Raw genomic sequence first — 22,802 nt, 5'->3', positions numbered from 1 at the left:
CATTATCCCTTTATCTTAAAAACACGCAGTTTTGCGCTCTTGCTTCTTGAATTTATCTTTAGCTCACTGCTGCTTGCCGTTAGTGGCTTTTTGGTTAAAATTTCACCTAGCTCATGGTTGTTTCCACACTCACATCGGTAGACACCAGGTAGGCAGATACAGCTATTTGCCCATTTTTTAAAGCGCTCTTTTACGATCCTATCTTCAAGCGAGTGAAATGTAATGATCGCCACCAAGCAGTCTTTAAACCCACCTTTTTCTATACTATCAAGTAAATTTGTCAGCTCGTCTAACTCACCATTTACCTCTATCCTGATAGCTTGAAAGGCAAGTATCGCAGGGCTAACACCGCGCCCTTTTATCTGGGCTGTACCTATTAAATTTGCAAGCTCTTTTGCGCTAGTTATCTTCCCTAGATTTCTAGCATTTATGATCTTATTTGCAATCCCAGCAGCATTTTTTAGTTCGCCATAATCTCTAAAAATTCTAACCAATTCATCAAAGGAGTAGCCATTTACTACATCGTATGCACTGAAGTTTCTCTCTTTATCCATTCGCATGTCAAGCACATTTGAGTTAATACTAAAACCTCTATCGTCCTTGTCTATCTGAAGCGAACTAACTCCTATGTCAGCCAAGATCCCTCTAACATTTGAAATTTTTTCGCTATTTAGTCTACTAATCAATTCAGAAAAGTTACTCTTATAAATTTCCACTCTACTATTAAACGGCTCAAGTTTTTTGAGTGAAAAATTTATAGCTTCATTATCCCTATCGCAAGCAATTAAATTTAAATTTTCATTTTGAGACAAAATAGCACTAGAATGTCCTGCATACCCAAGAGTACAATCTATAAAATTTCCACGTAAATTTTTAAAAAAATATAAAACTTCATCAAGTAAAACGCTAATATGTGGACTTTGCAATACTGCCTCTTTATAGAAAATGATGTGAAAAATTTATCGAAATTTTACTTAAAAAGCCATCATTACACAAAATTTTACATAAATTTCAAGATAGCTTAAATATAATCACTCAAACACAGGAGAGAAGATGGAGCTAGAACACTCAATCAATGAAATAAAAATGATATCGCTTTCTATGTTTAGAAAGAATTTTTTTGGCGTTTTTCATGGCTCGATTTCAGCAAGAGTTGAAAAAAACCAATTTATAATAAATAAACAAAATGCTATTTTTGACAACCTAAGAGATGATGATCTGACGCTTCTTTCATCAAAAAAGGACTATCGATGGAACGATGCTAGTCTGGATGCTGACATACACTTAAATATTTATAAAAATATAAATGAAGCAAAATTTGTCTGCTATGCAATGCCACCATACGCGACTGCCTATGCAATGAAACACGAGAAAATCGTACCAAAAGATTATTTTGGCTACATGAGATTTAATGAAATTTTAGTGTACGACCCAAAGCAGTTTGATGACTGGTATGAACGTGCCGAAACTGAAATTTATAGATATATGGTAGAAAAAAATACAAACATTATTATCGTTAAAGGATATGGCATTTATGCCTACAGTAGGAGCCCTCAGCTTCTCGCAAAAGAGATAGCCTTGTTAGAAAATAGTTGTAAATTACTTCATCTAACCAGTGGATATAGTGATTATAGTATTTAAATTTTTGCTAACAATGCTAAAAATTTGTTAGCAAAAATTTTATAAAATCATTTTTAAAGCCCTATTTTAAGCTTGTTTAAGCCAATTTTATATAATATATCGTACAAACTTTGTTAGTTTTTTTAAAGGAAAATTTAATGTTATCTTGGATGCAAAAACATAAGAAGTATCTAGTCGTTACCATTTGGGTAAGCACGATAGCCTTTGTGGGTGCAGGTTTTGTTGGCTGGGGAGCATACGATCTAAATAGCAACAGAGCTACTTCAGTGGCAAAAGTAGGACATAGAAATATAAGTGTCCAAGAGTTACAACAAAAATACGATAGGCTGTATCAATATTACAACAATATGTTTGAAGGTAAATTAACACAAGAAAAAGCTGATGAACTAGGACTAGAAAATGCAGCTCTTCAAGCAGCCATACAAGAAAATCTACTTTTAAATTTTGCAGATGACATTGGTCTTAGTGTTAGCAAAGATGATGTTTTAAAATATATAATTGTCGATCCAACCTTCCAAAAAGATGGTGTTTTCGATAAAAATTTATACTACGATGTTTTAAGAAGAGCAAGGATAAATCCAACTGATTTTGAAGAAAATTTAAAACTAACTATTTTGATTGATAAACTTAGAACTATCTTAAATTTACCAGCAAACAAAGAAGATATGGCTATGATGGAAGCTAGCTTTTTTATGCAAGATAAACTAGCTATCGAAGTCATAAATGCTGATCAAAATGAAATAAAAGTAGATGAAAAAGAGTTAAAAGATCTTTGGGAAATCAATAAAAATAACTATATGACAAAGACAATCTACAACCTAGAAACATACTTTATAGAGTCAAACAAAAATGATGTAAACGAAGCTGCTTTGAGTGCTTACTATAATGAAAACAAAGATAGATACAAAGGCTCTGATGATAAAATCAAACCATTTGATGAAGTAAAAGCAGAAGTTAGCAAAGACTACAATATCGAGCAAAGTAAGACCAATGCTTTAGAAAAATATGTTGCTATCAAAAAAGCCGAGCTTGCAACAAATGATTTTGTTAGTGTAAATGAAGATAATGCTACATTTTCACTTGATGAAATAAAGGGTGCAAAAGTTGGTGAGGTTATAAAACCATTTATATACAAAGATGGATATTTGATAGTTAAAGTAAAAAGCATAACCCCACCACAAGCTATGAGTTTTGAACAGGCACGATCAATGGTACTTGTAATTTACAATGAGAAAAAGCAAAAAGAGCTTTTGACATCTAAAGCAAAAACAGCCCTAGAGAACTTTAAAGGCACAGATGTTGGCTTTGTTAGTAGAGATACAAATGGCTCTATTGCAGGATTAAACGAGAGTGATACAAGGGCTTTTGTAGATCAGCTTTTTGATGTAGGTAGTAAAAAAGGTTATGTTATTTTAGAAGATAAAGCCGTCATATACGATATTTTGGAACAAAGGTTGCTTACTAACAATATAAATAACAACTATAAGCAAATAACACAACAAAATGTTACTATGCTTAAGAATAACGAGTTAATAAAAGATTTAACAAACAAACTTCAAAAATATTATGAAGTTAAAGAATATGTCAAAAGGTAAAATGTTTTGAGTACAAAAATTTTAGGTATAGACGTCGGTTCTTTCCAAATTTGTGCAGTGATAGCACAACATGACGAAAATGGAATGAAGATAATAGGAATAGGAACCGAAAAAACACAAGGAATAAGAAAAGGCGTAATAACTAATATCGAGCAAGCTGCAAAATCAATCAAAAATGCACTCATTGAAGCACAAAGAGTTGCTGGAACACACTATGAGAGAGTTGTTGTCTCTATTTCAGGTGCCTATACAAAAAGTGTTGATAGCAGCGGTGTTGTAAATATACCAAATCATGAGATCGGCATACGAGAGATCGAAAGAGCTATGCAAATGGCCGATCATACGGCTGATATACCGCATGAATACGAAAAACTTCACGTTCTTCCTTATAATTTTAAGGTAGATGGACAAGAACACATCGAAGATCCAATCGGTATGAATGGCAGCAGACTTGAAGTCCAAACACATATCGTAACAGTACAAAAATCATCTCTTAGCAACTTAAGAAAGGCTATAAATTTAGCAGGCGTCCAGCTAGATAATATTGTCCTCTCAGGATATGCTTCAGCAATAGCAACATTTACAAAAGACGAAAAAGAGCTTGGTGCAGCACTTGTTGACATGGGTGGTGCCACTTGCAACCTTGTAGTTCACTCTGGAAACTCTATAAGATACAATGAATTTTTGCCAGTTGGCTCAGCAAATATTACCAATGATCTATCTATGGCACTTCACACACCTCTTCCAAAAGCTGAAGAAATAAAGCTTGGCTACGGCGCATTAATAAATAAGTCAGTTGATTTAATCGAACTTCCAATCCTTGGAGATGAAACAAAAAGCCACGAAGTTTCTCTTGACATAATATCAAATGTTATATACGCAAGAGCCGAAGAAACACTTATGGTACTTGCAAAAATGCTAGAAGATAGCGGTTATAGAGATAACATTGGTGCTGGCATAATACTAACTGGTGGCATGACAAAACTTGATGGTATCAGAGATCTTGCATCTGCGATATTTGACAAAATGCCAGTTCGCATAGCAAAACCAAAAGAAATGGATGGATTGTTTGAAATTTTAAGAGATCCAGCTAATGCTTGTGCGATAGGCCTTTGCCTATATGGAGCTGGGGAATTTAGCCCTTATGAAATCGATTCAGAAAAAAAGATGCGGTATCATGGTGAGATTATTTCAAAACCAAAACCAAGCTTCAGAAATGTATTTACAGACGATGAAAATAGTCAAAATTTAAATCAAAAAACACAAGATATAAATAAAGATAAAGAAGATGCTGGTCTTTCTGATATAAATTTTCAGTTAGATACACTAGATAGAACAAGCAACAAAGAAGAGCTTGCTAATATCGCTGATATTAGCAAGCAAGAGAAAAAGCCAAATCCGTTTGCAAAAATTTGGTATAGCATTACACAATTATTTTAAGGAGAACTTCAAAAATGAGTAGCTTCACAGTCGAAGAAAACAAAAGCATTTATGGTGCAAAGATAAAGGTCGTAGGTGTAGGTGGAGGTGGTGGCAATATGGTCAACCATATCATAAGAGTCAACCCAAATTTAAACATAGATCTTATTGTTGCCAATACAGATGCCAAGGCTCTTGAAAATTCTCTTGCACACACAAAAATTCAACTAGGCGAGAAGACTACAAAAGGTCTAGGTGCAGGTATGAGACCTGAGATAGGAAAAGCTGCTGCTGAAGAGAGCTACGATGAAGTAAAAAGTGCACTTGAAACATCAGACATCGTATTTATCGGTACAGGCCTTGGCGGTGGTACAGGTACAGGCGCTGCCCCAGTAGTTGCTCAAGCAGCAAAAGATATAGGTGCACTAACAGTCGCGGTTGTTACTATGCCTTTTATGTTTGAAGGAAAAAAACGTAGAAAATTAGCCGATAGTGGACTTGAAGAACTCAGAAAAGAAAGTGATTCTATAGTTGTTATACCAAATGATAAGCTTTTAACACTAATTGATAAAAACGCTGGCATAAAAGAAAGCTTTGAAATGGTCGACGAAGTGCTTGCAAGAGCAGTAAATGGTATGAGTACAATTGTACTTGACTCAGGAAAAAGCGATATAAATTTAGACTTTGCCGATGTTAGAACTATCATGAGCCATAGAGGTTTAGCCTTAATGGGTGTTGGCGAAGCACACGGCGAAGATGCAGCACAAGAAGCGATCAAAAATGCTATTCAATCGCCGCTTCTTGACAACATGACAATAAATGGAGCATTTGGTATCTTAGTTCACTTTAGAATAAGTCCTAGTTGTCCACTGGCTGATATTAATAATGCAATGAGCATTATTTATGAAGCAGCAGATGAAGATGCTGAGATCATTTTTGGCACAACGACTGACGACAAGATAGAAGATAATAGAGTTGAAGTTACGATCATAGCAACTGGTTTTCAAAGCTCACAACAAGAAGTAGAGAAAAAAGAAGAGGCACAAACTAACACAAATGAGATTATAAAAAAGGAACGTATACTTAGACTAAAAAAAGTCAGTGGTGGTTATGATGAAGATTATATGTCACAACTTGATGTACCATCATTTATGCGTCATCAAATGGACTAATCGCAACAATAAATACAACTCCTTAAAATTCCTAGAGAGCATTTGCTCTCTAGTTTTGCAATAAACAATATTAAAAAGGTTTTCTTTATATATCAAAGCACCGCAACTAAACTCCAAGTTGTGCTTTTACAAAATCACTCGCCATTTGTATATTCCACTCAGGCTCCCAGACAAGGTCGATCTCACACTCATTGATACCCTCTACATTAAGCACAGCAGACTCTACCCAACCAAGTATCATCTCATGTAGCGGACAAGACTTGGTTGAAAGCGTCATAGTAACCTTTGCTTTTCCATTTTCATCACAACTTGCATCATATATAAGTCCAAGCGAGACGATGTCAAAGCCAACTTCAGGATCTACAATATTTGAGAGTGCATCATAAATTTTTTCTTTCATTTTTATCCTTTAAAACTAGTAAATTTAAAAATATTTATCATATTTATAAGAAGTAAGGCAGTACTAACCGCTATAAAAATCAAACTTAAGTAGACTAAAATTTTTAGCTCCAAATAAACTGCAAAAACATAACTCACAAGCGAAGCAGCATTGAAAGCTATACCAAAATAAGCTACTTTTTTTAAAATCATAGCATCGAGTAGTGGCACTTTTGCCTTGCCAACAAATGGCGCAACATAGTGATACCATATAAGAAATGGTGCAATCTTATAAAGATGAGCTACAATAAAAGCAAATAAAAATCCATATACCAAAAAATATACAGCTAAATTTAACTTTCCAAAAATTATAAAACTAACAGCAGCAAATAAAGAGAGTAGCGAAAGAGCTATATTTACATTCCAGTAATCATATGCTTTTCTAACACGCTTTTTTAAAATATAAAATGCTTGTGCTATAAAAAATAATGCTGCCACACCAACTGCGAAAACGGCTAACATTTCATTAAAAGCCAGTAAAATACCACTCAAAATATAAAAAAGAAGAGAGGCTTTGCTAAGCGTAAATTTTAGATCATGAGCCAGTGCAAACATCGGCAAAAGAACACTCGCAGCCCCAAGTATCACAAAAAATACAAAGCCAAAAACAAAATAAATGTGAAATTTAAGAGTTATTTCAAAATCAAGGATCAGTGTACCGCCAAGCACCATTAGTAGGCAAAAACCGAGCGTAATGCCAACTATCAAAAAGATCGCCGATACAAAGAGCGCAAAAGCTGCAAAGCTCTTTTTCTCATTATCCATAAAGCTCAAAATATAAGTTGTGCCAAAAAAAACAAGCGAGCAAAAGAGCAAAACTCCACTAATTTGTAAAATTCTAGCCTCGCCAAATATCATTGCATAGCTCATACCTAGCAAAGATATGCAAAAAATCGTTAGATTAAAAATAGCTCCTTTTACTGTGAAAAATGGCTTTTCTAATATAACCGAGGTTAGCTGATAAAGAGCTCCGATGATGATGCTTATCACAAAGCCTACAAAAAATATATGCAAAAAACCAGCCGTATTTAGTGCGCTCATCATCTCAAAATCAGCATAAAAAAACGCGGCTACGCTTAATGCTAAAAAGAAAATTCCTGCTATAAAATAGCCACCAACTAGCTTAAATGGTGGCGCGTAAGTATTTAAAAGCATCTTAGTGACAAAGACTACTGTCTATATTTTCTATACTAGCACCGTCTTTTAAGCTAAAGATCATCTTGACGGCCTCACCGCCGATATCTTCACGCTCTACATCAAAGCTTTTTTCAATCTTTGGGATAAGGCCGGCTGGAAATTTGTGATTTACCATCATAATCTTTGTATTTTTATCAGCAAATTTAATAGCAATCAATGCATTTATCATAGGCTCTGGTGGCACACAAGGGCGAGAGTCAAACCCAACAAAATTAACACCATTTTCACTAAATTTATAAAATGGCACCGTCGCACCTTCGGCGTTAAACTGCTCTGCATTTTTGAAAAATTCACTCATTTTTTCTCCTTTTGATTTTGGAGAATTATACTCTGATTAAACTTCTTAAACCATTGATTTGCTTCAACAAAAGCTACTTTACGTAGGGGATAAACTCCTCGTATCCAAGCCTAGCCATATCCTCAAGCGGTATAAATTTTAAACTAGCTCCGTTTATGCAATACCTTAGTCCGCCCTTATCGCTTGGCCCATCGTCAAATACATGTCCAAGGTGCGCATCGCTATTTTGAGACCTCACCTCAACCCTTTTCATCATAAACGAGTTGTCCTCCTTATATGAAAGAGCTGTTGTTGTGATAGGCTTTGTAAAGCTTGGCCAGCCACATCCTGCATCAAATTTATCCGCACTTGAAAAGAGTGGCTTTCCACTTGTTATATCTACATAAATGCCCTTTTGATCAAATTTATCATACTCGCTACTAAACGGCCTCTCAGTCGCCGCTTCTTGTGTCACAGCATACTGCTCGCTACTTAAATTTTTCTTTAGCTCATCTTTACTAAGTGGCTTAAATTTTGCCTCGTCGTAAAGCGGCTGATCAGCCAAGCCTAGATCAATATGACAGTATCCAAAAGGATTTTTATCAAGATAGTCTTGATGATATTCCTCTCCCACGACAAAATTTTTAAGTGGCGCTACCTCAACCACGATCTTGTCTTTAAATTTCTTTTGTTCTATCTTCATAAAGCTCTCTATCGTTGCTAGGTCACTCTCACTAACATAGTAAATTCCACTTCTATACTGCCTACCTACGTCATTGCCTTGTTTATTTAATGAGGTCGGATCGATCACTCTAAAAAAGTGAGCTAAAATTTCAGCCAAAGCGACCCTGTTCTCATCATATTTTATATAAAGCGTTTCAGCATGATCACTCTCATGAAGCTGACGGTAGCTAGTGTTTTCACTCTTGCCATTCGCGTAGCCCACCTTTGTGTCCAAGACACCAAATATCTTTTTAAAATACCCCTGCATACCCCAAAAGCAGCCACCTGCTAGATAAATTTCTTTTAAATTTTGCTCCGCCATCGCTCGCTCCTTTATAAACTCATCTTTTGCCATCACGTTTACACCACAAAATAGCGCCACCATCAAAATAAATTTTGAGATATTTTTCATTATAGTTCCTTTCGTTTTGAAAGATTATATGGAATTTAAAGTTATAAAGTGTGAAGTAAGGGGCAAGCGCCCCTAAATTTTAGTGTAAAAAGTGTCTAACGCCGGTAAAATATAGCGACATGCCATGCTCATCGGCAGCCTCTATCACCTCATCATCTCTGATGCTGCCACCTGGCTCGATGACGCATTTTACACCAACCTTACTAGCGATGTCGATGCTATCTCTAAATGGAAAGAATGCCTCACTCGCAAGCACGCAGCCATTTAGGTCGATCTCAAGCTCTTTTGCCTTTGCTACGGCTGCACGTGCAGCATCCACACGGCTAGTCATACCCATACCAATAGCCACCATCGCGCCATCCTTTACATAAACCACGCAGTTGCTCTTTGTTAGCGCAGCCACTTTCCACGCGATCTGAGCGTCTTTTAGCTCGCTGCCACTTGCATGTTTTTTACTCATTTGCTTCATATTTTCAAGCTCTTCGTCTTTTACAAAATCTCTTTCTTGAAATACAAAACCGCCATCAATATGTTTAAAGTCAAATTTATCATCTGCACGTACTAAAAATTTATTATCTTGAGTGAAAATTTTGATACGTTTTTTGCTCTCAAAGACTTTAAGCGCAGCCTCATCGACATTTGCAGCAATGATTACTTCAACGTAAATTTCATTTATCTTTTTAGCTAGCTCCTCATCAAGCGTACCATTTATCGCTACCACGCCGCCATATGCTGATATCGGATCACATTTAAGCGCTGCCACGTAGCTTTCAAGCAACGTATCTTTTACAGCAAAGCCGCAAGGGTTCGCGTGCTTGATAATAGCTACTGCTGGTGCATCCTCAAAGCTAGTTGCAAGCATTAAAGCGCCATTTATATCGGTCATGTTATTAAAGCTAGCCTCGCCTTTTAGAGCTCTAAAGTTGTTTGAAAAGAAGTAGTTAAACTCGTAAAGTGCTCCTTTTTGGTGAGGATTTTCGCCGTATCTCGTGTCAAAAACCTTGCTTCCAACGATAAATCTAGCATCGCCAAAACCGCTATTAAATCTATCGTTCATATAGTTTGCGATCGTGCTATCATAGGCCGCTGTATGCTCGTAAGCCTTTATCATCAGCGATCTTCTAAACTCAAAATCATCGCTTTTTTCTCTTAGACGATTTAAAATTTCGTCGTAGTCAAGTACGTTTGTGACAATTAGCACGTCTTTAAAATTTTTGGCCGCACTTCTTACCATGGCTGGGCCGCCGATGTCAATATTTTCGATGATCTCAGCAAAGTCATCTGTCCTAATGGTAGTCTCTTTAAATGGATATAAATTTACGCAAACCAGATCAATTCCCTCGATGCCATGCTCCTTTGCCTGAGCCACGTGCGTAGCGTCGTCTCGCTTATGCAAAATGCCACCATGTATCTTTGGATGAAGCGTCTTTACCCTACCCTCAAACATCTCAGGTGAAGCTGTAAATTCACTAACCTCAGTCGCTTTTATGCCATTTTCTTTTAAAAGCTTAAATGTGCCACCGGTTGAAAGTATCTGCCAGCCAAGCTCTTCCAGCCCCTTTGCAAACTCTACAATGCCCTCTTTATCGCTAACGCTAAGCAACGCTCTCATTTTTTCTCCTTTAGATTGATTAAATTTATTTTATTTCTCCGCCAAACACATCGCTTTTTCAAGCACAAGTAGCCCCATAGCTGTATCTTTTTTAATATTTTGTTCCGTTATGCTTTCAAGTTTTTTTAAATTTTCATCACTTGATTTTATGGCAAAATGACTATTTTTATTTAAATTTTCTAGCTTACCATCAACAATATCAACACTAAAAGCATATCTTGAAATTTGTCTGCCATTAAAGTAGCTAGAATTTAATACGTTTAAATTTATAGGCTCTTTTTTGCTAAAAGCCTCACATATAGGGCTTTTAGAGCTAAATTTTACGACCTTTATGCCGCCTTCATCTGAAAATATATACTCTTTAAATTCGTTTAAATTTTTAGTCTTTACTGCTTTAAAGTTGGCCTCCACAGCATCATTACTAGTAAGAATAATACTAACACTGCTTGTTTTGTTGTAGTCGCCTATTTTTTTACCATTTTCAAAAAGTGTGTTATCTTTTAGTTCAAATTTGATCTCATTGCCATTAAGATCGGTCACACTTAGCTCTTTACAAAAGGCAACCGCCACCAAAAGCAAAATAGCAATTTTTTTCATCTAAACTCCAAATTTCTCTTTTAAGCGCCCATAAGCCTCATTTATCTCTTGAAGCTTTTTGGTCGAGCTTTCTATCACTTCCTTGCTCTCACCTCTACCCATTAAGATGTCAGGATGATACTGCCTAACAAGCTCTTTATAGCGAAGTCTTACCTCATCAAAATTTGCACTTTTGCTAAGCCCTAAAACCTCAAATGGATCATTTTTTTCTATACCGGTATTAGAATTTGTCTTAAATCTTGAACTATAAAAATTATCAAATTTTAAGATGATCTCATCAAGCGTATCTTTGTCAATACCAAACCCATAAGCAATATTTCTGATAACAGCTTGCTCACTCGCATTAAACTCACCATCAATATAAGCTAAATTCAGAAAAAATGTGAGTCTGGCTACACATGTATCATAGTTTAAATTAAATGCACGCTTGTAGTTTCTGGCGGTCTCATAGGCGTTATCTACATTTTCTTTTTGACTGTTATAGACATCTTTTAGATACTCACGCACACCGATAACGCCACTAACTTTTTTACTTAGATCATCAAGCACCTGACTAATAAGCCTAGCTTCTAACTCGCCTACTCTGCCGTCACTTTTAGCCACTTTTGCCAAGAGTGAGACTAAAAATTTAGCCTCATTTACGTTTGCTTGTTTTCTGCGGTTATTGCTTAACTGTACCTTTAGCAGCAAAAATATAGCACCGCCTAGTATCAATAAAAATAAGATACCAGACATGTTACCACAAGTGATAGATGGTATTTTTTATTTTGCCATTTACTAGCTCGTTTTTACGCCAAGAGCTCTCGTCGTTCATGACATTCCAGCGACGTTCCTCAGGACGATAAAACCAGTCTTTGTCGATCTGATAGTAAATTTGCTTGCCATTTGTTTCGATGATATTTGCGATATTATTATCGTGGTAGCTATTTTCATCATAGTCAGTAAAAGCTCGCTGTCCCATCTCAGAGTAAAGCAGCGTTAGCTCCTGAAGCATTTCATTTAGATCATCATCCATCTTTTTTACATGAAGGCCGATCTCGTGCGCCTCTCTAAAGAGGATTGGATATTCATGAGCTGGGTAGTCGCCATTTAGCCTTTCAGAAATTTCTGCAATCTTTTTATCGTCCTCGATGTGATACCTAAGAAGCTCGGTGCAAATCTTAAGCGATAGCGAGCTAGCACGATCAACCGCACCAAATACTAGCGGATGGATATACTCATAAAGTGAGTTATAAGGGTTTGTATCATTTGGCCTATCTTTATCTTGCTCTTTCCAAAGCTTGACCACACGACTAAGTTCATCCATCGAAACGCTCACAAGCTCATTACCTTTGTTTGTCGGACTAAGCTCGTGTTTGAGCGAGGTATCAACAGGCGTTAGATAGGCAAGTGGCCCCATGACGATCTCATTTGCACCAAGCGCCATCATAGTAGCAGCCGAGGCGCAGTTTGCAGGTATTAAAGCTATTAAATTTTTGCAGTAATTTCTAAGCGTAGTAATGATCCTAAGAGCGGCAATACCACTTCCACCGTCACTTTTTATAAAAATATAAGTAGTATCTATCTTTTTACCCTTTAAAATTTCATACATAGCACTTGCATCGTTGCCGCAAACGCTACCAGCGTTTGAATTATAGTAAGTTATCAAAGTAGCGTTTAGTCTTTTTTCGATTGATTTTATTAAATTTTGTGTCTTACTAAAAAGTACTGGCGGCTTTGCTACGCCTCGTTTTTCAACTTGCTCTGCTTCCTTTTGCTCATTTTCAGCCTCAGCGACCTTGCTCTTTTTCAAAGCCATTTTTTAATCCTCTTTTCTAACGATTTTTGCAAACTCATTTAGATAAATTTCTCTTATCTCATCCACACTTTCATCAATATCATTTAGTTTAAATCTCCTGCCACCACTAACGCCGATCTTTTCAAATTTCACACCAAATTTAGCAGCAAGCGCTTCAAATTTAGTCTCATCTTTCACGCCCACAACTGCTCTTGAAAAGCTCTCGTCAAAGATAAAATTTGACTCTTTAAATTTCGCCTTGCAGTTTATGCCGATGTTTGAAATACTAGCCATTTTTGCTAGTGTAATAGCAAGACCGCCTACGCCTACGCTATTAGCAAACTCTAAAATTTGCTCTTTATTTGCCTCGATCACTAGGTCCCAAAGAGCTCGCTCAGCTTTATAATCAAGCTCTTTTAGCTTGCCGCCGACCACATCAAATAGCGCCTTTGCGTAAAGTGAGGCAGCAAATTCCCCGCTTGTCTCACCAAGTAAGTAAATTGCCCTGCCCTCGCTTAAAAATGTGCTTTTTAGGTTTAAGTTTGCATCTTCGTTTACACCAACTGTGACGATGGCTGGAGTCGGATAGACACTCACACCGTCAGTGTCGTTATAAAGGCTCACGTTACCACTAACAACTGGTGTATTTAGCTCACGGCAAGCCTCTTTTATGCCTTCACATCCCTCTTTAAACTGCCACATCACCTCTGGATTTTGTGGGTTACCGTAGTTTAAGCAGTCAGTGATCGCAAGTGGCACAGCGCCGCTCATCGCTACCTTCCTGCCAGCTGCCGCGACGGCTCTTGCAGCGCCAATTTTTGGATCAACGAAATTTGCTCTAGGATCGCACTGCGCAGCCATAGAGACGGCCTTTTTAGTGCCCTTTACTCTGATACTTGCAGCACCTAAGTGACCAGGCTGTTTTATAGTATTTGTCTGGATATTTGCATCGTATTGATCGTAGATAAAGCTTTTATTTAGTACCTCTGGCTCTTTTAAAAGCTTGAAAAATGCGGTTTTGTTATCAACATTATTTGGAATTTCTAAATTTGCTATCTCATCAAGATATTTTGGACGTGTAACTGGGCGATCAAGCACCGGAGCTGCCTCACTAAGTGGGCCAATAGGTATCTCGCCTGCTAGCTCACCATGCCAGTAAAGCTGCATCACGCCGCTACTTGTGACCTCGCCGATGATCTCAGCATCAAGATCCCACTTTCTAAAAATTTCAAGTACCTTTTGCTCAAAGCCTTTTTTGGCACATATGAGCATACGCTCTTGAGACTCGCTAAGCATCAGCTCATAAGGGGTCATGCCAGTTTCACGCATCGGCACGCGATCTAGATACATTTTCATACCGCTACCGCTTCTACCAGCCATCTCAAAGCTAGAGCTTGTTAGCCCTGCTGCACCCATGTCCTGGATGCCTATAATGTAGTCTTTTTTAAAGAGCTCTAAGCACGCTTCCATAAGTAGCTTCTCGGCAAATGGATCACCTACTTGCACCGTTGGACGGAGTGATTTGTTCTCGTCATTAAAGCTATCACTAGCCATCACAGCGCCACCAAGTCCGTCCCTGCCAGTCTTTGAGCCTACGTAGATGACTGGGTTGCCCACACCTTCAGCCTTGCCGTAGAAAATTTCATCGCTTTTGCAAAGACCAAGTGCAAAGGCATTAATTAGAATATTGCCATTAAAGCTAGGATCAAACGTAGTTTCACCGCCAACTGTTGGGATACCCATGCAGTTGCCGTAGTGACCTATGCCAGCCACGCTTCCTTTTAGTAAATATCTATGCTTTTTGGCTAGCTCGTTCTCGCCTCTTATCTCGCCAAAACGAAGTGAGTTCATGTTAGCAACAACTCTTGCGCCCATCGTAAAGACGTCTCTTAAAATTCCACCAACTCCAGTTGCAGCACCTTGAAACGGCTCGATAAAGCTTGGGTGATTGTGACTCTCCATCTTAAATACAGCTGCTATACCATCTCCAACGTCGATGACGCCAGCATTTTCGCCAGGTCCTTGGATGACCCATGGTGCCTTTGTCGGAAAACCATTAAGATATTTTTTACTTGATTTATAACTGCAGTGCTCGCTCCACATCGCTGAAAATATGCCAAGCTCTAGTAAATTTGGCTCTCGGCCTAGGATTTTTAAAATTTCCTCATACTCTTCGTCGCTGATTTTATGTGCTTGTATGGTAGCTTTATCCATTGATGTAACCTTTTAAGAAATTTAAGCTATTTTACAACCTCGCTTATAAAAAGTTACTAAAAAAGGCTTTTGAAATTTACTAAAATAGAGCATATTTGAAAGATTATTGTCTTGCTTCAAAAAGTCTCTTTTGGCAATAACTTTATAAAAATTTATGAGATGATGTTCGTGTAAAAATTTATTGATAATTTTTCATGTAGTATTTTGTAACAGATATTGTATTTTCGTTACAACTAGCCCAAATTATTTTGTCTATTTAAAGTCAGATCACTTACCTAGACAAAAATGGCTAAACATCTCGTCTAAAATTTCACTTCTCTCAAATGGTTTCGTAATACTTGCAAGTGCCTTTATCGCAGTATTTAGCTCGTAGGCAAAAATTTCTAGCTCTTCTTCACTTAGCCTTAAAAATGCTCTTTTTAAAGCCTCGCTCGCCTCTTTGCAGCTTAAAATTTGACGGTTTGAGCTTAGCATGATCTCGTCCGTATCTTGCGTCTTGAGATAGTTTTCAAGCTCTTTTAAAACTACGCTCGTATCGGTTTTTGCTGAAATTTTGATAGCACCATCTAGCTTGGTGTCAAATTTAAATACCAGATCGCTTTTGTTTAGTATAAAAAAGGCTTTTTTATTTGAGTCTAAAACGAGCTTGATTATCTCTTTGTCTTGCTCGTCACTTGGACAAGAGCCGTCAAAGACAGCTAGGATGATGTCTGCCTCATTAATGGCAGATATTGAGTAATTTATGCCTATTTGTTCGATCTTGCCAGCATCTTTTCTGATACCAGCTGTGTCTATTATACGAACCAAATGCGAACCTATCTTAAAATTTTCCTCAATCCTATCTCTGGTCGTGCCTGCTTCATCACTTACGATCGCTCGTTCATATGCCAAAAATGAGTTTAGAATGGAGCTTTTTCCAACATTTGGTTTACCAACGATAGCGATCTTAAAGCCATCTATGAGTCCTCTTCTTTGCTCACTAAGAGTGGCTATATGCTCTAACTTCTCGCTATTTTTTAAAAGCATCTCTTTGGTTTGATCTAGCAAATTTGTGGGCAGATCGTCATCAGCATAATCAATCATCGTCTCAACAAAAGCAAGAGTTTTGACCACTTCACCCCTTATCTCTCCTACAAATTTACTAAGATCGCCTTGCATCTGACGAGTTAAAATTTTAGCAGCGATCTCACTTTTTGAAGTGATGAGTCCTTGCATGGCCTCGGCCTTGGCTAGATCCATCTTGCCATTTAAAAAGGCACGTTTGCTAAACTCTCCTGGAGCGGCAAGTCTTGCACCAGCTTTAATTAGTTCGTTTAAAATTCTTTCACTAACTACGATACCGCCATGCGTTTGAAACTCGACTATATCTTCGCCCGTAAAACTTGCTGGAGCCTTAAAATAAATAACAATACTTTCATCTAAAATTTCATTATCAAGTGAATAAATTTTTGCTAATTTTGCGTATCTTGATTCTAATTTTTGTAGTTTAAGAAGTCTCAAAGCAATACTTAGAGCATCCTTGCCGCTAAGCCTTACAATAGAAACTGAGCCGATGCCATAAGCTGTAGCAAGGGCCGCAATAGTCTCACTCATTTTTTGAAAAAATCATTTACGACGACAAATTTTCCGTCATTGCCGCTTTTTATGCCGACATATTTATCCGGAAATTTATCACGAAGCTTTTCAAGTGCGATTTTAACCAAAACTCCATCTAGTGGCTTAGTTTGAGCCCTACCAGTGTTTTGTACTCTCTCGATCACACCGTTTAAATATTGCTCCATTATCGCTTCTTGATTTTGCAAAAACTGTGCGATCTCAAGACGGATAGCGAGATTATATTTTGAATTTAACCAGTTGTAAAGCATGTAAGAGATCGCCTTATATCTATAACCCTCTTTGCCTATGAGTAGTGCTGCATCAGCTCCATCAAGCTCTATAAGCACAGTCTCATCATTAAATTTACTAACCTCTATTTTATCTATCTCAAAGCAGCTCGCTTCAAAAAGGCGTCTTACCCCATCTTTTATCTCAGGCAAAATCGCATCAAAGTCGATCACAAGCTTCTCTTTTTTGTCTTTTGGCAAAATTTGAGCCGAGCCCTCTTCATCTGTTTGGTTGAAATTTTCTATGATTGAGGTATCTAGGATATTTTTCGGAGCACTTTTGCTAGCTTGTTGCTCTTTAGCCTCTTTAGATTCTTTTTGTACTAGAGGCTCTTTTTGTGCCTTTGGCTCATCAAGTCTTTTTATCACATATCCTGGCTCTACAGCCTCTTTTTCACCTTTTTCAGCAAAGGCATCTTTCGCAAGAGCTGAGTTTTTCTCGCTTAAATTTTGCTTCTCGTTTTTATGCTCTTTTTGTTCAGGTTTAGCTTCATTCTTCTCATCTTTGTGCTTTTTAGAATTTCTCTTTCTCTCAGAATGATCGTGTTTTTTGCCTTGCTTTTTCTCTTCTTTTATAGATTCATTTTCATCACTTTTTTTAGCAAAATTTCTATCATTTTTTGCTCTGTTCGGCTTTGGCTGATTTTCTAAATTTGCTTCAATAATCGCTGTCTTTTTAAAAAAGCCCAAAAAACCACTTCTTGGGTGTTGCAAAACCGTAATATCAAGCTGAGTAACCGAACAATTAAGCTGCTCGGCTGCCTTTTGAAATGCTTCTTGGAGAGTATTTGCTTCTATTTTCATTAAGCCTTTACCTCCGCAGATTTTTTATGTTTTTCAAAAAGTTTATTTACAAAAACTTGCTGAACAACCGAACATACGTTGTTCACAAACCAGTAAAGTGTAAGACCTGCTGGGAATGTCACAAAGAAAAATGTAAAAATGAGCGGTAAAAATTTCATAACCTTTTCTTGCATAGGATCTGTAAAGGTTGTTGGTGTAAGCTTTTGCTGTAAAAACATCGTAAGGCCCATTAAAATAGGCAATACAAAATATGGATCCATTACTGAAAGATCGTGTATCCAAAGTATCCAAGGTGCACCTTTTAGCTCGATCGCATTTAGTAAAACGCGGTAGATCGCAAAAAATACTGGAATTTGCAGCAAGATCGGTAAGCAACCGCCCATTGGATTTGCGCCATGCTTTTTATAAAGCTCCATCATGTGAACTTGTAACTTTTGCTTGTCGTCTTTGTACTTTACTTGAAGCTCTTTTACCTTTGGTGCAAGCTCTTTAAGCTTATTCATAGACAACATGCCCTTATACGTAAGAGGAAATAAAACTATCCTTATAACAAGTGTTAGCACAACTATCGCCCAACCCCAGTTACCTATGTAGTTATACAAGAAATTTAAAAATGCAAACATAGGTTTTGCGATAAAAGTAAACCAGCCATATTCGATAACATCGTTTAGCCTCTCATCCATTGAGCTTAAAATTTTATGCTCTTTCGGTCCTATATAACCACCTAATTTTAAATTTTCACTTGCTTTTACAAAAAGGATTGGATTTTTATTTGCGTCCTTATCTACAACAGTTTCGAATGGCTTATCAAATGAGTAAAATAGCGTAGTATAGTACCTATCAGATGCAGCTGCTATTGTAGTATTTGTGTAATTTTTAACCTCTTTTGCATCACCATCCTCTATGATATTTAGGCTATCGTCTATATTTCTAAGCATCGCACCATGAACTGTATAGCTATCTATTGCTATATTTGGTCTAAAACCAGGAGTCATAAAATAATCAACATTTTTACTTAAATTTACTTCAACCTCATAGCGTCCATTAGGATAAAATTTCACATTTTTTGTAACAGTAAGACCATTTAAATTTTGAGTAAGTTTTATCGTTTTAGCCTCACTACTAGCATCAACATCGCTCGCATCACTTTCATAAGCAACCTTAAACGCATCACTATTTAACGCACTATCGTTAAATCTAATCTCAAGTGGCAATGGATTTTGTGAGACAAGCTCGATTTTATCGCCATCTTCAGTTTTATATTTCTCTTCAGTTAAGTAAAATTTTGAAATTCTTCCTAGTTTATCTATCTTTGCTTCGTAGCTCTGGCCTTTGATAGTAGCGATTGTCTCATTTGAAGCTAAATTTTCATTTGCCTTTGGAGCGTTTTGGTTTGTATTTGGAGCTTTGTTTTGATCTATTGTTTGGGACATTGTAGTTTGATTTTGCTCAAGTGGCACTCTTTTTGGCATAAAAAAGTCATATACTATGAAAAATACAATAGATAAAAGTGCTGCAAGAAGCAGTCTTTTTTGCATAGATATCTGTTCCATTTAATTTTTTTCCTTTAATTTATCTAATACTTTTACGACATAAAATTTACTATTTTGATAAGGGACAAACCAGAAATTTATATTTTTGGCATCACTTTTTTGAAAAATAAAATAAGAGTTAAATTTTTTGTGGATGATTGGGTAGTTGATACCGCCTTTGAAAAGCTGATTGCATTTTAAAATTCGCACAAAAGTTGCAAAAAGAGCAGAAAAAAAGCTATTTGTTTGAAATTCCCAAATGGCATATTGTGAGCAAGTCGGATAGTAACGACAGCTTTTTGGCAAAAGTATGGAAATATATTTTTGATAAAAAGCGATAAATTTGATCGCAATTTTTTTCATTTCAGACATCCCATTTTTTTTATAGACCAGCATAAATTTCTACAAATTTTATCAAATGGAATCTCAGTGATTCCATTTTTAGCGATCATAATATATGTACCATCTTTTAGTTCGTTAGAAATAGTAAAAAAAGCAGATCTTAAAAGTCTCTTGGCTCTATTTCTAACTACCGCTTTTCCTACTTTTTTGCTAGCAACTACTGCTATTTTTTTTTCATTTGTTGGTTTATAAAAAACTAGACATGCATCGCAGTGCCATTTGCTAGCTTCTTTATAAATCTGAGAAAATTCTCTTGAGTCATTTAATGACTCAAAACCAGCTATGCAGCCAATCTTTTTCTACCTTTAGCACGTCTAGCATTTATAACTTTACGGCCATTTTTAGTTTTCATTCTTAGACGAAAGCCGTGAGTGCGTTTTTTAGGGGTTTTATGAGGTTGATAAGTCCTTTTCATTTCTATCCTTAAAGTTAATATAAAAAGTGGGATTCTATCAAAGCAATACTTAAATTCCTTTGAATAAGCTAGCCTAGAAAAACCATAATTCAAACTTAAGTAAATCAAGTTATAATCCGAAAATGAAATTTCATCAAAATAAAGAGCTTTTAAAAAAGTTATTTTTTTTAAAAGCGATCGGCTATAAATTTATTGATAAAAATTTTATAAACTTAAATAAATATCATGATTATAACAACATTGATGAGCTAAATAATGAGATCAAAAAATGCTCTCTTTGTTTTTTGAGAAATAGCTCAAAAAATATTACAACTGGCTTTGGTAATAAAAATAGCAAAATCATGTTTGTGTTATTTTCAAAAAAAAATGATTTCTTTGAAAATGGTGGCGAGAAAATTTTTAAAAGTGCCATAGAAAATTGTTTAAATTTAGAGACAAACGAAATTTACATAAGCTCGGTACTTCGATGTGAAATTTCACAAAACGATACCAAAAACATGAATTCTAGCCACTCTGTTGAGCTTTGTCGTCCATATCTTCTCGAAGAAATCAGGCTAATAAAGCCAAAAGTAATTGTGACGCTAGGAGAGAAAGCTTTTGCGCATTTATATCCAAATTTATTGTTAAAAGGCGGATTTGCAAGCATAAGGGGTAGTATTTTAAAAAATGAGAGCAATTTTATATTGCCAACATTTTCACCAGAGTGGATCAGTAAAAATCCAAGTTTTAAAGATATTTTTATAAATGATTTGATGAAAATCAAAGGAGTGATATGAGAAAAATTTTACTTTTTTTAGCCATTTTTACAACTATTTTTGCATTGCAAGACGAAATAAGCAATGAGCCAAAATTTGAAAGTAACATCACAAAAAATCAAAGCTTATCAAGCATACCGCCAGCAAAGATCACTTATATAAATTTAGAACCAGACTTTTGTGATACTTCTTGTTTAGATGAGCTTATCAAGGCTGATTTGCTAGCTAGTTTTATGGCTAGGTTTGAACCAGCAAAGGTAGACAATAACGCCCTTTTAGAACTTTATATATCCCTTGGCGGTGATATAGTTATAAAACCCAACGAAAGCAACAAAATTGCCGTAATCATTCCGCAAAAGATCATAAAATCTTATACAAATGTTGTATCAAACGCGATTTTAAGCTATATATTAAAGCAAGATATAGATGTCGAAATAAAATTTATAAATAGCAACGATGAAAGCTCACAAAGTCTTCAAAATGCCTTACAAACAGCCAGAGACCAGGGCTTTAGTTATTTTATTGCAACTCTTACCTCAAATGGTGCAAATGTTATAAATTCGCTGATTTCCTCAAACGAGCTTATCTACATTCCAAGCGTTCACAGCTCTTTAGTCACAAGCCCAAAGCCAAATTTAATCTTTGGTGGCATCGACTACAAAGCTCAAATTTCAGCCTTGCTAGCTTATGCAAATGAGAAAGTGGTTGCATTTGACGATGGTAGTTTGTTAGCTCAAAAGCTAAATGAGTATGTTCGCATGCAAAGTGTTGATTATCACGAAGCATCGATCGTTGGCAAAGATATAAATTTAAATGACATCTTGAATAAAAAATCTAAATTTGATAATGCAAGCGTCTTTTTAAATCTCCCAGTAGTTAAGGCTTCGCTCGTGGCAACACAAATGAGAGGCTTTGAGATAAAACCTTTTGCACTTTTAAGCACACAGATAAATTTCTTACCAAATATCTTTGGCGCCATCACACAAAGAGATAGACAAAATCTTTTCATTGCAAACTCACTAAATCCAAAAGACGATAGCCTCTTAGAGCTTGGTGATCTTTTCGGAGTGGACTTTAGATACTTACAAATAGGCTACTCGAGCGCTCTTGGCGTTGAATATATCTATACAAATTTTATAAATAAAGAGGCTAATAGAATTTTTAATGAAAGTGTTGAAAATTCGCAGGTTTTATATGATGTTACGATCTATAATGCAAAAGGCGATCAGTTCGACCAAGCAGATCAAGAAAATTCGCTCGATCAAAACAGTACAATGTAAAAAGCATAAAGTGGCTAAAGCTAAATTTCTAAACTTGGCCACGATTTAAAATTTAGAATTCTCCAGAAATTTCTTTATCTCATCATTTATCTTAGCAAGCTTCTCTTCTTTCATGAAAGCTAACGTAATTGTCGCTCTAAAAAGTAGTTTTTCCGCATTTTTATCATCAAATTTATAAATTTCTTGTTCTAAAACAATACTTGCTTTTTTAATATCCAATACCTTACTTCGCACAAAAATTTCATCTCCAAGTACGGCTGAAGCGATAAATTTAGCCTCCAGCGACGAAACTACAAAGTATCCGTCCTCTTTTGTGAAATTTAATCCGGCCTCAAAAAATGCTTCGCTTCTAGCTCGCTCGCAAAATTTAATGTAGTTTGTATGATAAACTATGCCGCCAGCATCGGTATCTTCGTAGTAGATTCGTATTTTCACGGTATTTCCTTAGACTTTTACATTAAACCCTATTTTACTGAATTTTATTAAAAGCCCCATTATATACGCCTCTTTTTCCTCATGCGTCTTTAAATTTTACCCATGAGCGCTACTAAAATCATAATTTACGTTTGCGTTAAATCAGTTTACGCCGCTTACCATATTAATCCTTTTAAGCCTTTATATCCACGCTCTTAGCGTTAAATTTCATCATCGCCTCAA

23 protein-coding genes are annotated in these 22,802 nt (G+C 36.3%); 6 read left to right on the top strand and 17 right to left on the bottom strand.

Annotation, left to right across the window (positions count from 1 at the left end):
* Window positions 1-2 precede the first annotated feature (2 nt).
* Window positions 3-926, bottom strand: a complete 924-nt coding sequence (gene rsmH / locus ACTTKV_RS06890; protein WP_442549861.1) for a 16S rRNA (cytosine(1402)-N(4))-methyltransferase RsmH — start codon at window positions 924-926, stop codon at window positions 3-5.
* Window positions 927-1,053: 127 nt separating this feature from the next.
* On the opposite strand from rsmH, the gene ACTTKV_RS06885 reads away from it, so the two are divergent.
* The 4 genes from ACTTKV_RS06885 (at window position 1,054) to ftsZ (ending at window position 5,827) form a co-directional block, all read left to right on the top strand.
* A complete protein-coding gene (locus tag ACTTKV_RS06885) occupies window positions 1,054-1,641 on the top strand; it encodes a class II aldolase and adducin N-terminal domain-containing protein (protein WP_442549860.1) in 588 nt (195 codons plus the stop codon).
* Window positions 1,642-1,778: 137 nt separating this feature from the next.
* Window positions 1,779-3,236 (top strand): SurA N-terminal domain-containing protein, encoded by a 1,458-nt coding sequence (locus tag ACTTKV_RS06880; protein ID WP_442549859.1) that lies wholly within the window; start codon window positions 1,779-1,781, stop codon window positions 3,234-3,236.
* A 6-nt stretch (window positions 3,237-3,242) separates the two neighbouring features.
* A complete protein-coding gene (gene ftsA / locus ACTTKV_RS06875) occupies window positions 3,243-4,676 on the top strand; it encodes a cell division protein FtsA (RefSeq protein WP_442549858.1) in 1,434 nt (477 codons plus the stop codon).
* A 14-nt stretch (window positions 4,677-4,690) separates the two neighbouring features.
* The gene (gene ftsZ / locus ACTTKV_RS06870) at window positions 4,691-5,827 is read left to right on the top strand and encodes a cell division protein FtsZ (protein ID WP_442549857.1); all 1,137 of its coding nucleotides are present in this window, start codon (window positions 4,691-4,693) and stop codon (window positions 5,825-5,827) included.
* 106 nt (window positions 5,828-5,933) lie between these two features.
* Here the strand turns inward: ftsZ and ACTTKV_RS06865 are convergent, their stop codons facing one another.
* The 15 genes from ACTTKV_RS06865 to rpmH all read right to left on the bottom strand — a co-directional run bounded on the left by ACTTKV_RS06865 (window position 5,934) and on the right by rpmH (window position 20,110).
* Window positions 5,934-6,227: a metal-sulfur cluster assembly factor gene (locus tag ACTTKV_RS06865; RefSeq protein WP_442549856.1), complete on the bottom strand. Its 294-nt coding sequence runs from the start codon at window positions 6,225-6,227 to the stop codon at window positions 5,934-5,936.
* A gap of 2 nt (window positions 6,228-6,229) precedes the next feature.
* On the bottom strand, window positions 6,230-7,420 hold the full coding sequence (locus ACTTKV_RS06860) for a peptidase M50 (RefSeq protein ID WP_442549855.1): 1,191 nt from the start codon (window positions 7,418-7,420) through the stop codon (window positions 6,230-6,232).
* A 1-nt stretch (window position 7,421) separates the two neighbouring features.
* Window positions 7,422-7,760: a hypothetical protein gene (locus tag ACTTKV_RS06855; protein ID WP_084041482.1), complete on the bottom strand. Its 339-nt coding sequence runs from the start codon at window positions 7,758-7,760 to the stop codon at window positions 7,422-7,424.
* A gap of 73 nt (window positions 7,761-7,833) precedes the next feature.
* Complete coding sequence (gene msrB / locus ACTTKV_RS06850) at window positions 7,834-8,874, bottom strand: peptide-methionine (R)-S-oxide reductase MsrB (protein ID WP_442549854.1); 1,041 nt, start codon at window positions 8,872-8,874, stop codon at window positions 7,834-7,836.
* 79 nt (window positions 8,875-8,953) lie between these two features.
* Window positions 8,954-10,486, bottom strand: a complete 1,533-nt coding sequence (purH, locus tag ACTTKV_RS06845; RefSeq protein WP_442549853.1) for a bifunctional phosphoribosylaminoimidazolecarboxamide formyltransferase/IMP cyclohydrolase — start codon at window positions 10,484-10,486, stop codon at window positions 8,954-8,956.
* A 30-nt stretch (window positions 10,487-10,516) separates the two neighbouring features.
* Window positions 10,517-11,083, bottom strand: coding sequence for a hypothetical protein (locus ACTTKV_RS06840; RefSeq protein WP_442549852.1), 567 nt, complete (start codon window positions 11,081-11,083; stop codon window positions 10,517-10,519).
* Window positions 11,084-11,818 carry a TerB family tellurite resistance protein gene (locus ACTTKV_RS06835; protein ID WP_442549851.1) on the bottom strand — a complete coding sequence of 245 codons (735 nt, stop codon included), beginning with the start codon at window positions 11,816-11,818 and terminating at the stop codon, window positions 11,084-11,086.
* Window position 11,819: 1 nt separating this feature from the next.
* Window positions 11,820-12,881, bottom strand: coding sequence for a hypothetical protein (locus ACTTKV_RS06830; protein WP_442549850.1), 1,062 nt, complete (start codon window positions 12,879-12,881; stop codon window positions 11,820-11,822).
* 3 nt (window positions 12,882-12,884) lie between these two features.
* Window positions 12,885-15,074, bottom strand: a complete 2,190-nt coding sequence (purL, locus tag ACTTKV_RS06825) for a phosphoribosylformylglycinamidine synthase subunit PurL (RefSeq protein WP_442549849.1) — start codon at window positions 15,072-15,074, stop codon at window positions 12,885-12,887.
* Between the two features lie 267 nt (window positions 15,075-15,341).
* On the bottom strand, window positions 15,342-16,667 hold the full coding sequence (mnmE, locus tag ACTTKV_RS06820) for a tRNA uridine-5-carboxymethylaminomethyl(34) synthesis GTPase MnmE (RefSeq protein ID WP_442549848.1): 1,326 nt from the start codon (window positions 16,665-16,667) through the stop codon (window positions 15,342-15,344).
* On the bottom strand, window positions 16,664-17,761 hold the full coding sequence (locus tag ACTTKV_RS06815; RefSeq protein WP_442549847.1) for a Jag N-terminal domain-containing protein: 1,098 nt from the start codon (window positions 17,759-17,761) through the stop codon (window positions 16,664-16,666). Before ACTTKV_RS06815 ends, mnmE begins: the two co-directional genes overlap by 4 nt.
* Window positions 17,761-19,314 carry a membrane protein insertase YidC gene (gene yidC, locus ACTTKV_RS06810; RefSeq protein WP_442549846.1) on the bottom strand — a complete coding sequence of 518 codons (1,554 nt, stop codon included), beginning with the start codon at window positions 19,312-19,314 and terminating at the stop codon, window positions 17,761-17,763. Before yidC ends, ACTTKV_RS06815 begins: the two co-directional genes overlap by 1 nt.
* Window positions 19,315-19,656, bottom strand: coding sequence for a membrane protein insertion efficiency factor YidD (gene yidD, locus ACTTKV_RS06805; RefSeq protein ID WP_442549845.1), 342 nt, complete (start codon window positions 19,654-19,656; stop codon window positions 19,315-19,317). It abuts the gene before it with no gap.
* Window positions 19,653-19,979, bottom strand: a complete 327-nt coding sequence (gene rnpA / locus ACTTKV_RS06800) for a ribonuclease P protein component (RefSeq protein ID WP_442549886.1) — start codon at window positions 19,977-19,979, stop codon at window positions 19,653-19,655. Before rnpA ends, yidD begins: the two co-directional genes overlap by 4 nt.
* Window positions 19,976-20,110 carry a 50S ribosomal protein L34 gene (gene rpmH / locus ACTTKV_RS06795; RefSeq protein WP_002940373.1) on the bottom strand — a complete coding sequence of 45 codons (135 nt, stop codon included), beginning with the start codon at window positions 20,108-20,110 and terminating at the stop codon, window positions 19,976-19,978. The genes rnpA and rpmH overlap by 4 nt, the downstream gene beginning before the upstream one ends.
* 122 nt (window positions 20,111-20,232) lie before the next feature.
* Between rpmH and ACTTKV_RS06790 the strand changes: the two genes are divergently transcribed.
* Together ACTTKV_RS06790 and ACTTKV_RS06785 are read left to right on the top strand one after the other, a co-directional pair.
* Window positions 20,233-20,886, top strand: coding sequence for a uracil-DNA glycosylase family protein (locus ACTTKV_RS06790; RefSeq protein ID WP_442549844.1), 654 nt, complete (start codon window positions 20,233-20,235; stop codon window positions 20,884-20,886).
* Complete coding sequence (locus ACTTKV_RS06785) at window positions 20,883-22,145, top strand: hypothetical protein (RefSeq protein WP_442549843.1); 1,263 nt, start codon at window positions 20,883-20,885, stop codon at window positions 22,143-22,145. The genes ACTTKV_RS06790 and ACTTKV_RS06785 overlap by 4 nt, the downstream gene beginning before the upstream one ends.
* 45 nt (window positions 22,146-22,190) lie before the next feature.
* Here the strand turns inward: ACTTKV_RS06785 and ACTTKV_RS06780 are convergent, their stop codons facing one another.
* The gene (locus ACTTKV_RS06780) at window positions 22,191-22,580 is read right to left on the bottom strand and encodes a YbgC/FadM family acyl-CoA thioesterase (protein WP_442549842.1); all 390 of its coding nucleotides are present in this window, start codon (window positions 22,578-22,580) and stop codon (window positions 22,191-22,193) included.
* Window positions 22,581-22,802 lie beyond the last annotated feature (222 nt).

Source organism: Campylobacter sp. (assembly GCF_052169515.1).
In the GTDB taxonomy this organism is placed as follows: domain Bacteria; phylum Campylobacterota; class Campylobacteria; order Campylobacterales; family Campylobacteraceae; genus Campylobacter_A.
Note: the sequence above shows the minus strand (reverse complement) of the source record. Positions and strands in the feature narration are given on the sequence as shown.

Bases quoted from the DNA above. Each gene is read 5' to 3' on its own strand.
- ACTTKV_RS06885 (WP_442549860.1), top strand. From the start codon at position 1,054: ATGGAGCTAGAACACTCAATCAATGAAATAAAAATGATATCGCTTTCT.
- ACTTKV_RS06880 (WP_442549859.1), top strand. From the start codon at position 1,779: ATGTTATCTTGGATGCAAAAACATAAGAAGTATCTAGTCGTTACCATT.
- ftsZ (WP_442549857.1), top strand. From the start codon at position 4,691: ATGAGTAGCTTCACAGTCGAAGAAAACAAAAGCATTTATGGTGCAAAG.
- ACTTKV_RS06865 (WP_442549856.1), bottom strand. From the start codon at position 6,227: ATGAAAGAAAAAATTTATGATGCACTCTCAAATATTGTAGATCCTGAA.
- ACTTKV_RS06860 (WP_442549855.1), bottom strand. From the start codon at position 7,420: ATGCTTTTAAATACTTACGCGCCACCATTTAAGCTAGTTGGTGGCTAT.
- ACTTKV_RS06855 (WP_084041482.1), bottom strand. From the start codon at position 7,760: ATGAGTGAATTTTTCAAAAATGCAGAGCAGTTTAACGCCGAAGGTGCG.
- msrB (WP_442549854.1), bottom strand. From the start codon at position 8,874: ATGAAAAATATCTCAAAATTTATTTTGATGGTGGCGCTATTTTGTGGT.
- purH (WP_442549853.1), bottom strand. From the start codon at position 10,486: ATGAGAGCGTTGCTTAGCGTTAGCGATAAAGAGGGCATTGTAGAGTTT.
- ACTTKV_RS06840 (WP_442549852.1), bottom strand. From the start codon at position 11,083: ATGAAAAAAATTGCTATTTTGCTTTTGGTGGCGGTTGCCTTTTGTAAA.
- ACTTKV_RS06835 (WP_442549851.1), bottom strand. From the start codon at position 11,818: ATGTCTGGTATCTTATTTTTATTGATACTAGGCGGTGCTATATTTTTG.
- ACTTKV_RS06830 (WP_442549850.1), bottom strand. From the start codon at position 12,881: ATGGCTTTGAAAAAGAGCAAGGTCGCTGAGGCTGAAAATGAGCAAAAG.
- purL (WP_442549849.1), bottom strand. From the start codon at position 15,074: ATGGATAAAGCTACCATACAAGCACATAAAATCAGCGACGAAGAGTAT.
- mnmE (WP_442549848.1), bottom strand. From the start codon at position 16,667: ATGAGTGAGACTATTGCGGCCCTTGCTACAGCTTATGGCATCGGCTCA.
- ACTTKV_RS06815 (WP_442549847.1), bottom strand. From the start codon at position 17,761: ATGAAAATAGAAGCAAATACTCTCCAAGAAGCATTTCAAAAGGCAGCC.
- yidC (WP_442549846.1), bottom strand. From the start codon at position 19,314: ATGGAACAGATATCTATGCAAAAAAGACTGCTTCTTGCAGCACTTTTA.
- yidD (WP_442549845.1), bottom strand. From the start codon at position 19,656: ATGAAAAAAATTGCGATCAAATTTATCGCTTTTTATCAAAAATATATT.
- rpmH (WP_002940373.1), bottom strand. From the start codon at position 20,110: ATGAAAAGGACTTATCAACCTCATAAAACCCCTAAAAAACGCACTCAC.
- ACTTKV_RS06790 (WP_442549844.1), top strand. From the start codon at position 20,233: ATGAAATTTCATCAAAATAAAGAGCTTTTAAAAAAGTTATTTTTTTTA.
- ACTTKV_RS06785 (WP_442549843.1), top strand. From the start codon at position 20,883: ATGAGAAAAATTTTACTTTTTTTAGCCATTTTTACAACTATTTTTGCA.